At 44.7% G+C, this 9,895-nt stretch carries 14 protein-coding genes; 8 read left to right on the forward strand and 6 right to left on the reverse strand.

The features are described from left to right. Together IQ229_RS02595 and IQ229_RS02600 are read left to right on the forward strand one after the other, a co-directional pair. Nucleotides 1-309, forward strand: a 309-nt coding sequence (locus IQ229_RS02595; RefSeq protein WP_194041018.1) for a cation:proton antiporter domain-containing protein, incomplete at its 5' end; no start/stop codon positions are given. 253 nt (nt 310-562) lie between these two features. After that, a complete protein-coding gene (locus IQ229_RS02600) occupies nt 563-898 on the forward strand; it encodes a cation:proton antiporter subunit C (RefSeq protein ID WP_069073515.1) in 336 nt (111 codons plus the stop codon). Between the two features lie 10 nt (nt 899-908). Here the strand turns inward: IQ229_RS02600 and IQ229_RS02605 are convergent, their stop codons facing one another. Next, the gene (locus IQ229_RS02605; protein ID WP_194041020.1) at nt 909-2,093 is read right to left on the reverse strand and encodes an RNA-guided endonuclease InsQ/TnpB family protein; all 1,185 of its coding nucleotides are present in this window, start codon (nt 2,091-2,093) and stop codon (nt 909-911) included. 186 nt (nt 2,094-2,279) lie between these two features. Between IQ229_RS02605 and IQ229_RS02610 the strand changes: the two genes are divergently transcribed. The 6 genes from IQ229_RS02610 to IQ229_RS02635 are packed head-to-tail and all read left to right on the forward strand — an operon-like array spanning nt 2,280 to nt 5,843. Further along, a complete protein-coding gene (locus tag IQ229_RS02610; protein ID WP_194041022.1) occupies nt 2,280-3,719 on the forward strand; it encodes a cation:proton antiporter in 1,440 nt (479 codons plus the stop codon). Beyond that, nucleotides 3,704-4,093 (forward strand): Na+/H+ antiporter subunit E, encoded by a 390-nt coding sequence (locus IQ229_RS02615; RefSeq protein ID WP_194041024.1) that lies wholly within the window; start codon nt 3,704-3,706, stop codon nt 4,091-4,093. The genes IQ229_RS02610 and IQ229_RS02615 overlap by 16 nt, the downstream gene beginning before the upstream one ends. Further along, the gene (locus tag IQ229_RS02620; protein WP_109011844.1) at nt 4,090-4,347 is read left to right on the forward strand and encodes a hypothetical protein; all 258 of its coding nucleotides are present in this window, start codon (nt 4,090-4,092) and stop codon (nt 4,345-4,347) included. Before IQ229_RS02615 ends, IQ229_RS02620 begins: the two co-directional genes overlap by 4 nt. Next, nucleotides 4,344-4,622: a monovalent cation/H(+) antiporter subunit G gene (locus IQ229_RS02625; RefSeq protein WP_194041026.1), complete on the forward strand. Its 279-nt coding sequence runs from the start codon at nt 4,344-4,346 to the stop codon at nt 4,620-4,622. The genes IQ229_RS02620 and IQ229_RS02625 overlap by 4 nt, the downstream gene beginning before the upstream one ends. Then, the gene (locus IQ229_RS02630) at nt 4,615-5,184 is read left to right on the forward strand and encodes a DUF4040 domain-containing protein (RefSeq protein ID WP_194041028.1); all 570 of its coding nucleotides are present in this window, start codon (nt 4,615-4,617) and stop codon (nt 5,182-5,184) included. The genes IQ229_RS02625 and IQ229_RS02630 overlap by 8 nt, the downstream gene beginning before the upstream one ends. Next, the gene (locus IQ229_RS02635; RefSeq protein WP_194041030.1) at nt 5,181-5,843 is read left to right on the forward strand and encodes a Na(+)/H(+) antiporter subunit B; all 663 of its coding nucleotides are present in this window, start codon (nt 5,181-5,183) and stop codon (nt 5,841-5,843) included. The genes IQ229_RS02630 and IQ229_RS02635 overlap by 4 nt, the downstream gene beginning before the upstream one ends. A gap of 107 nt (nt 5,844-5,950) precedes the next feature. Here the strand turns inward: IQ229_RS02635 and IQ229_RS02640 are convergent, their stop codons facing one another. The 5 genes from IQ229_RS02640 to IQ229_RS02660 form a co-directional block, all read right to left on the reverse strand. Next, nucleotides 5,951-7,306, reverse strand: coding sequence for a UDP-N-acetylmuramoyl-tripeptide--D-alanyl-D-alanine ligase (locus IQ229_RS02640; RefSeq protein ID WP_194041032.1), 1,356 nt, complete (start codon nt 7,304-7,306; stop codon nt 5,951-5,953). A 147-nt stretch (nt 7,307-7,453) separates the two neighbouring features. Further along, nucleotides 7,454-7,900, reverse strand: a complete 447-nt coding sequence (locus IQ229_RS02645; protein ID WP_194041034.1) for a tellurite resistance TerB family protein — start codon at nt 7,898-7,900, stop codon at nt 7,454-7,456. Between the two features lie 177 nt (nt 7,901-8,077). Continuing rightward, nucleotides 8,078-8,215, reverse strand: a complete 138-nt coding sequence (locus IQ229_RS02650) for a hypothetical protein (protein ID WP_194041036.1) — start codon at nt 8,213-8,215, stop codon at nt 8,078-8,080. Between the two features lie 310 nt (nt 8,216-8,525). After that, the gene (locus IQ229_RS02655; RefSeq protein ID WP_194041038.1) at nt 8,526-8,765 is read right to left on the reverse strand and encodes an ATP-binding protein; all 240 of its coding nucleotides are present in this window, start codon (nt 8,763-8,765) and stop codon (nt 8,526-8,528) included. Between the two features lie 264 nt (nt 8,766-9,029). Further along, a partial coding sequence (locus IQ229_RS02660; RefSeq protein ID WP_194041040.1) for a histone deacetylase family protein occupies nt 9,030-9,895 on the reverse strand: 866 nt, incomplete at its 5' end.

Below are 9,895 nucleotides of genomic sequence, written 5' to 3' on the forward strand. Positions count from 1 at the left end.
GGATTAATTATTGCTATATTCTTAATTGCGATCGCAATTATCGGTAAAGTTGTCACAGGTTGGGCGGTTTTTGGTCAACCTGGAATTAATCGGTTAGCAGTTGGTGTGGGGATGATTCCCCGTGGTGAAGTTGGGTTAGTGTTTGCCGCCATTGGTGCAGCTAGTGGTACTCTTGATAAACCATTGCAAGCTGCGATCGTTATTATGGTGATTTTGACAACCTTCTTAGCGCCGCCTTTATTGCGGTTTGCATTCAAACAATCACCAGAAGAAAAAGAAGCTTTAAAGGAAGCCAATTTAATCGGCTAGTTAGTTTTACCTTTAGAGGTTGTTTGAAAAGTCTTAGGCTGTGATTTTAGGTACTTATTGATTCCCCCTAACCCCCCTTCAAAATGGGGGAACCGGGATCAAAGTCCTCCTTTTTAAGGAGGATTTAGGAGGATCTAAAGTTTTTGATACATCAGCCACCACTTTTAAAACATCTTCTTAAACACAAAATAGGAAAAAGAGACGAATTTTATTTTCTCTTTTACCTTCAATCCTTATCCAACAGGCAATTTCCGTGTTAGAAGCGTGCATATTCGCAACAATATTTTGCGGATTTTTCGGCATCATCCTTAAAAAGAACCTCGTTATGAAGATCATCTCTATGGATGTCATGAGTACCGGGGTTATCGCCTATTACGTGCTAATTGCATCACGAAATGGCTTATTCACACCAATTATTTCCAACGTCAAAAATATCAGATACGCCGATCCGGTTCCCCAGGCGGTTATATTGACGGCGATTGTGATCGGATTTTCGATTCAGGCGTTAATGCTGGTCGGCGTTATGAAGTTGGCACGAGATAATCCGACTTTGGAAAGCAACGAAATCGAGAAGAATAACACGCCGTAAACAACTCCCGCTAACCTTGCGGTGTAGCGGGAGCTTTATCCCAGATTTCGCCTGTCGGAAAGAGAGACAATTGCCCCTCTAATTGACAAGCAATCCCCGGAATTTCGGGCGAGTTTACTTCATTCACCCCAAGAGCAGCAATATTATTAGCCGCGTTTATATCAGCATCATGTTCAAATCCACAATGCCCGCACTTAAAAGCTTTTCCGTTGCGGTACGACTTCCCTTTAATTGGGTGGATGTGGTGGCAGCGCGAACAAGTTTGAGATGTGTATGCAGGTGGGACAAATACCACTCTTACTCCAGCAATATTCGCCTTGTATCCAGCGAACAAACGCAGTTGATAGAACGCCCAATTATTAGTTCTACGACGTTCAACTTTGCTTCTTGGCTTTTGATTGAGCGACTCTCTAATGTTAGTCAGATCCTCAAAAGCCAATGCCGCGTTTATCCGTTTTGCATCTTGAACAAGTTGTTTAGAAATATTGTGATTCAACCATTCTTGAAACTTCCGTTCTTTCCCAGAAAGCCTTCTCAGAAGTCGCCTAGACGACCGAGTGCGTTTGGATTGAACATTAGCTCTGGCTTTGCTATATCGGTCACGAATAGATTGAATTTGTTTACCATTCCACGACTTACCCGTGGATGTGGTGGCAATATCCCGCCTTCCGAGATCGACCCCAATTACTTTGGGAGTTTTACCTGTGGGTTGAGTCGGGATATCAACAACGAAGTTGATAAAATATTGTCCAAGTTTCGTTCTATTCATTGTTGCACTGGTTGGAGTTTGACCCCTAAGCAATGCAATTTGATAACCTCCAATGGACAATTTAAATTCAACTCGTCCACACATCAAAGTCACCCCTACGGATTGGGTTCCTTCCTTATAAGCAAAGGTGCGAACATCCAGACTGATAGAGGTGGGTCTAAATTTGTGTATTTGTTTAACTGCTTTGGCGTTACCAATAACTCTTCTAATAGCCTGACAAACATGGTTAGCTTTCAACCCCGTTGCCTCACGCACAGGCTTGTAAACCTTGTGGTGAAGCTTGGTAGTATTCCAGCAATTCTCACGCTTGGCTACCTCCAATATCTGATTGCAAGCATCAGCAAACCCCTCCAATGTGCGGTCGATTTCGCCGCACAAGTTAGAGGTGACTATAAGCTTACATTTAACAGATATGGATTGAGTCATACTAGTATTATAACTCATCCACATGAATCATTAACAGCAACTCGCTCACCCCGCGCACTCTCTGAGCTACGCTCAAAGTCGCTTGGGGGTGAAGCTCGTTGCTGTTCCCCCATTCCTCTCACCGCTAACCCTTTCCTGCGGAACGCTCCGCGAACGGGTGTAGCGGGAGTCTCCTGGGGGTGTTAGATGAGTAATATTACGATCGCCTGGATTGCACTACCGTTGTTTTTGGGGTTCGTCATTTATCTACTCCCCAAACTTGATAAATACCTCGCACTATTTGTAGCTTTGGCTTCCGCAGGATATGCGTTGCAACTATTTGTCACTCAATCGCCACTGACACTACAGTTACTAGATAATTTTGGCGTTATTTTAACAGTCGATCAATTAAGCGGCTACTTTATCTTAACTAATGCGCTGGTGACGGCAGCAGTCATCCTCTACTGTTGGCAAAGCGATAAAACAGCTTTTTTTTACGCACAACTGATTATTTTGCACGGCAGTGTCAATGCCGCGTTTGCCTGTTCGGATTTGATCAGTTTATACGTGGCGTTAGAGGTAAGTGGTATTGCTGCGTTTCTGTTGATTGCCTATCCCCGAACTGACCGCTCGATTTGGGTTGGCTTACGTTATCTGTTTATCAGCAACGTGGCAATGCTTTTTTATCTGGTTGGCGCGGTGTTGGTCTATCAGGCGCATCATTCCTTTAGTTTTGAGGGTTTGCGCGTAGCACCTCCAGAAGCCCTTGCCCTGATTTTTTTGGGACTCTTGACAAAAGGAGGAATTTTTGTATCAGGATTATGGTTGCCCTTGACTCACTCCGAATCGGAAACGCCAGTGTCGGCGATGCTGTCGGGAGTTGTGGTAAAAGCTGGTGTCTATCCATTAGTGCGGTGTGCGCTGATGGTGGAAGAGATTGACCCAATAGTGAGAATTTTCGGAGTTGGGACGGCGCTTTTGGGAGTTTTCTATGCAGTCTTTGAAAAAGATACCAAGCGGATGCTGGCGTTTCACACGGTTTCGCAGTTGGGCTTTATCCTCGCTGCGCCGTCCGTGGGTGGTTTTTATGCGCTGACGCACGGATTGGTTAAATCGGCGCTTTTTCTAATTGCCGGGGCTTTACCGAGTCGCAATTTCAAAGAACTACAACATCGAGCGATCGCTACCCCAATCTGGATTGCCTTGGTTATAGCCAGCTTCTCGATATCTGGTTTTCCCTTATTGTCCGGCTTTGGGGCGAAGGTGTTGACAACGAAGAATTTGCTGCCTTGGCAAGCGATCGCTATGAATATTGCAGCCCTTGGAACAGCAATATCTTTTGCCAAATTTATATTTCTGCCGCGTGGGGGAAAAGCAGAGGTAAAGCCTGGTTTCTGGGCAGCGATAATTCTGTTGATCGGTGGGCTGTTCCTAGCTAATATTGTGTATTACGAGGCGTACACCGTTGCGAATATCATCAAACCCCTCGCAACCATCGGCATTGGATGGTTGGCGTATTTATTAATTTTTAAACATTCAGTACTCAAGTTACCGCGTGTCCTTGAACAATTTGACCATTTGATCGGTGTCATGAGTCTGATTTTAATCCTATTGTTCTGGAAGGGATTTGCATGGTTGGGTATTTAAATCTAATATTGCGGCTGACTATCTGGTTTTTGCTCACTGCCAATTTCAGTGTGGCGAATATCATCATTGGCATCAGCATCGCACTTCTATTGCCGGGTGGTAAAACAGCTAAACAATCATTAAAAGATTGGTTGCGTGTGCTGGGTGAAATTATAGTGGCGATTCCGCAGGCGTATATGGAGGCATTTCAAATCATCCTCCGCCCGCATAAATACGAAGAGATAACGATGGAACAAGTTAAACCAGGACGTACACCAGGGCTTGTATTCCTAGATATCTTCCTAATTACCTTTACGCCAAAGACCATTGTTTTGAAATACCACGAAGCAGGCTGGTACGAAGTACATTGGGTGCGACGGAGGAGAAAAGTATGATCCTGAATCTGGTCTTGATTGCAATGATTTTGGCAATGCTCATCCCCATGTATGAGGCATGGCAAGATGATGATATTTGGCAAAAAATGCTTGCATTTGCCAGTGTTGCCACCAAAACTTCAATCATGATCCTGGTGGTATCCGTCTTCCGTGATGATTGGATGATTGGTGTTGTTGGAGTCATCATCCTAAGCGTGGGAAATGCTGGCTTAATGTTGCTGGCTCATGTAATCAAACGAATGAATGAAGTATGATTGACTTTTTTAGTTATATATGTATATGCTTAGGACTTTTCTTCTGGTTTTGGGGAACCTTTCCTCTGTTGGGCAAGCGATCGCTATTATTCAAACTCCATAGTCTTTCGGTTGCAGACACCCTTGGATCAATGAGTATCATCATCGGGCTGCTCTTAAAGATACCGAGTGAATGGCCGCTGCTCATCCTCGCTCTCATCTCCTTGGCCATCTGGAATACAGTGCTGGGGTATGTATTGGCTTACTGTTCTAGTAGCGAGGGAAACTATGAATGATAGCTATCTCTATATCATCATCGCCCTGTTGCCGTTGGCTGCGTGTATGGTGGTATTTCAGGTCAATCCATACCATGCGCTGGTAATTCGCGGCATATTGGGAGCGGTGGCGGCAATGGTATATGCGGTTTTAGGAGCGCCAGATGTTGCTTTAACCGAAGCATTGGTGGGTACTATGCTGGCAATTACCCTTTACGCTGTGGCAGTGCGTTCATCCCTGGTGATGCGTCTTGGCTTGCTGAAAGACGAGGCAGAGGACGAACAGCATTTTGGGCAGCTGATGGATGACTTACGCAAAATTTTTCGCAAACGCCAGATGCGTCTAGAACTGGTTCCCTACCCAAATACCCAAGCTTTGGAACGGGCGCTGATGGATAAAGAAGTCCATGCAACTTGTGTCAGACGAGAACAAAACCACGCAACCAGTGAGGATGAAAAACAGTTTTATCACACCGCCATTAGGGTGAAACGCATCTATGAGATTATGCAAACTGAACTTACGTCACCAGCGACAATCCTGAGTTATGTAAATACACCAGCTGAAGGGGAGAAGCATAAATGAAATGGATCTACATTGCAGCAGGGATAGCGCTGTTTGTAAAAATGCTCGTCTTGCCGAATTCAGCGCCAGTCGTACCGGATTTCTCGATCGTTGAATCGATTGTTAAAGATGGTGGTATGCCCAATGCGGTAACAGTGATCATTCTCAGGAATCGGTTGTATGACACGATCTTCGAGGTGGTGGTATTTACGATCGCGATCATGGGAGTTAATTTTCTGCTGGCGAATGAACAGCCGTCCTGCGCGATCTATCGTTTCACCGATCAACCATCCATTGTGCTAGCGCGTCTGGGAGCAACTATTGCTGCGATGGTAAGTATCGAACTAGCTATTCGGGGACATCTCAGCCCTGGCGGTGGTTTTGCGGCTGGAGTCGCAGGTGGAACTGCGATCGGGTTGATTGCCATTACCTCATCACCAGAGTGGATGCAAGGGATTTACCAGCGCTACCACGCCGCTACTTGGGAGAAGGTTTCGGTTCTTGTTTTCATTGTACTGGCGGCTATAACTCTGACTGGAGTGGAGTTACCGCATGGGGAAATGGGCGCACTTTTGAGTGGGGGGATTGTCCCCTTGCTGAATATTCTGGTTGCAGTCAAAGTTGCGTTGGGGTCGTGGGCGGTGATTTTGGTTTTTATTCGTTATCGGGGATTGTTGTGAGAGTTTCTATTGGGGCATTGGGCATTGGGCATTGGGCATTGGTGACTCTTCCCCATACCCCATTTGCCATACCCAAAAACTCTATCCTGCAAGTGGCGTGGAGTTTTTCATTTGGGAAATTCTGTACGTAACTGATTAACTACCCGATCTAATCCCACAGAATGAGCGGCTTTGAATAATAAACGATCGCCTGTTTGCACAAATGTCTTCAATCTAGCCACCAAATCGGCATGAGTTGCAAAGCACTCCGATGGGATACCTTCGGCACTTTGAGCGATCGCTTCGGCGTCTTCTCCATCTACCAAAACCAACAAACCGTCTAAATTCAATTTTCGTACTGTTTCTCCCACTCGCTGGTGCAACTGCTGCGATCGCTCTCCCAATTCTTTCATTGCACCCAATACGGCAATTTTCCGCTTTCCGGGTGTATCTGCCAATAATTGCAATGCTGCAATCATGGCTTCTGGTGCAGCATTATAAGTTTCATCTAAGATTACCACATCGTTGGGTAAGTTAAATCGCTGCGATCGCCCTGTGGGCATATCCACCATCACACCTGATTTGAGGGTTGCCCAATCGATTCCTAAAACCTTTGCCACCGCTAAAGCTGCCAAGAAATTAGTCGCATTATGACGACCAGGTAAAGGTAAAGGTAGTTGGATTCCTGCCACTTCCACAGTCTCGTTATCAATTAACTGCCCCTGAATATCTCCACCAGAAAAGCCGTAAGTTACAACTTCTCCCTGCCAAAATTTCGCCGCCGTGGCCATTAATAAAGGATTGTCGTGGTTGAGAATTGCCACACTATCAGCAGGCATTTCGGCTAACAACTCACATTTTGCCTCAGCGATCGCTTCTTCGGAACCGAGTAACTCAATATGCGCCGTCCCCACATTGGTAATTACTCCAATTGTTGGCCGCGCTATTTGCGTCAGTTCGGCAATTTGTCCTCTACCGCGCATCGCCATTTCAATTACGGCGTAGTCATGTTCTGCGCCAAGTTCTAAAAGAGTTTTTGGAACCCCGATTTCGTTGTTGTAATTTCCATAAGTTTTGTGAACTCGTCCCTTTGTTCCTAAAACTGCGGCGATCAATTCTTTGGTTGTAGTTTTACCCACCGAACCGGTTACACCAATTACAGGAATATTAAAGCGATCGCGCCACCATCGGCCAATTTGTTGATATGCCTTGAGGGTGTCTTTTACTTTTAGTACAGGAAATCCCGGATTTTCGTATTCAAAATCTACAATTGCAGCTATTGCCCCCTTTGTGATCGCAGTTGGCACAAATTCATGTCCATCAAACTTATCGCCTCGGAAAGCGACAAATACTTCACCCGGCTTCAAGGTACGGCTATCTGTTTGGATACCGCTAGTTACTTGTGTTAAAGCAGTTTCAGATAAGTTTACAGAATGGGCCAAAATAACTTCAGCCAGTTGGGTTAGGGTGGCAGAACAACGCATAAGCAATTGATAATTTAAAGTTCAAAATCATAAAAGCAAAAAATAGTGGCAAAGAAGCCTAACTTCCGTGCCACGCTTTATTTATAAGCTACTTATACAGTTTAATCAAGTCAGGACAATGGGCATAACAAGTTATGTTTGATCGCCCTATGCACGATTTTTAATCAAGATTACTTCCACAATTTGTATTGCTATCTCACTCGAAACCCCTAAAGCTTGATATAAATCATTTAAGAAGTTTTTTTCTTCTTCAGGTATAATACCTTCAGCTAGGACTAAATCGGTAGCTACTGCAAAGGCTGCTTCCCGCAACTCTTGAGATAGAGAATCTTTGGCTGCATTAAACAAAGCATTAAAGCCATCGCCTTGGAGAATGCCCAAAATTTTGTCAAACAGCCTGTTCATCATTTCATTGGGATAACTTTTGAAAAGTTTCAGCCGAGACAGCATAGAAATGATAGAATTTGCTTGCTCAACAGAAAGATAACCGTCTGAAGCAGTTGCCGTCAATATAATGACAGCAAAAGCTTCCGCTGGATTGAGTGCTGTTTGGGTTTGGCTATCTGTACCCAACACAGCGTCGAATAGACCCATTGTAGTAGCTCCTTGGTTTGAGTCCCAATAGCGTTACCGTTACCTGTATGTTTGGTAGATTTACAGGTAGGACTATAACGCTATAAGACTTTCATCCTTTAGTGTTCCCAGGATTTATTCACGGCGAACACTTGTATCCAAAGGTTTTTGGCAGGAACTACATTGCCATCCGTAAACTTAGCGTTCTCCTGTCTTTTCTATTGTCTCAATTACCGCCAGACCTATACCAGAAGCTGCCATTAACAGTACTACTGAGAGCAAATAGGCGTTGGTCAGCATTCGTAAGGCTTCGTCGAAAAAAATATAGGTGGTCATTGCTTCACCTTTGGGAATTTGTGCTGCTTGTGCTTTTTATTTCTCCACACCCCGATAGGTGAATTTCGCTGAGAAACTGCTAGCAATTGCATCTTAACAAAACTTTAGCTCTTTCAGAACCCCGCTGAAAATTTTTCTTTCTGAAGATTCTATAAAGTTTATAAAAAAGGAATGGGGAACGGGGTATCCCTTCTGCTTTTCTACGAGACGCACTCGCGTTCGCTCAGGGTAAGTGGGCATTGGGCAAAACAACTTTCTCGCTGCAATTTCCCTTGCTCCTACCGCGATCTGCTTCAACTAATGACACGCACTAGGTGGAATCACACCATATCTTGCCACGATTTTTTTCTATGACTATTTTGTAGCTGATGGATAAGTCCATACCAGTACCTTTGCCGATAGGTGTCGTGGTGAAAAAAGGATCAAAAATGCGCGATCGCACTGTTTCAGGTATCGCACCACCATTGTCGGCGATCGCAACCGCACCAACTACAATCCTTAATAAAGAAACACCAACAAAGCTTGCAACCAGTTTGTGAGAAATTTTCATAACTGTATGTCAGCTATAACCGCGTCAGTATTCAGTGTTCCCAAATCTTCGCAGAGAATTTAGGCTATTACCAAGGTAAATTGCGATCGTCAGTATATATATCGAGTATTTCGTGAAATGGGATAAACAGGACAAACTTAAAATGAAGAGTGCTGAGTTCCGAGTGCTGTTAGCGGAAGCGGGGCGTTTAGCCCGTGCTGAGTTAAAAGACCGCCCACAAGGGGCGGGGCTTTTACCCAGTGCGAAAGTACTCAGTACTCAACTTCAAAACTCAGCACTCAGTACTGAGTCTTGTAAACAGCGTTCAATCGTCGCTACAACTGATTGAGAAAGAGTATCGAAGTCGTAACCACCTTCTAAGCCAAACAGAATTTTACGAGTTAGCCCCAAACAATAATCAGTAAATAAAGCGTAGTCTTCTGGCTGTAAATTAATACTTGCCAAAGGATCTTCTGCATTGGCATCGTAACCAGCACTGACAATTAGTAAATCTGGCTGGAAGTTGGCTAAAAACGGTACTACCTTGTTTTCAAATAGTGGCTGATATATTGCAATATCACTACCAGGGCGTACTGGTAAATTTAATACATTATTGTGAAAACCTCGTTCTGTCGATCTTCCCGTACCGGGATAGCATGGGTATTGATGTAGAGAACAATAGGCGATGCGTGCTTCAGTTTCAACGATCGCCTGAGTACCATTACCATGATGTACATCCCAATCAAGGATGGCGACGCGGTTAATTCCAGGTTGTTCTAAAGCAAATAAAGCGGCGATCGCGGCATTAGAAAATAGACAAAAGCCCATCCCTGCATCGCTTTCAGCATGATGTCCTGGGGGACGCGCTAGTACAAAAGCTGGATTAGCCGACTCTAAGACAACCTCAACTCCATCCAACCATGCACTGACTGCCAACAATGCCACATCATAACTGCGTGGGGAAACTGGCGTATCTCCATCCAAAGGGCCGCCGCCACTAGAAGCGATTTGCCATAGTTTTTTGATGTAGGCTGGGCTATGTGCTTTAACCAACGAAGACATCAGCGATGGCTGTTCTGATGCTGGTGTAGGCAAGTGCCAAGTGATTTTATCAGCAAATGTAGCTGCTTTTAGGGCATTTGCGATCGCAC

It is taken from the genome of Nostoc cf. edaphicum LEGE 07299 (assembly GCF_015207245.1).
Classification (GTDB): domain Bacteria; phylum Cyanobacteriota; class Cyanobacteriia; order Cyanobacteriales; family Nostocaceae; genus Nostoc; species Nostoc edaphicum_B.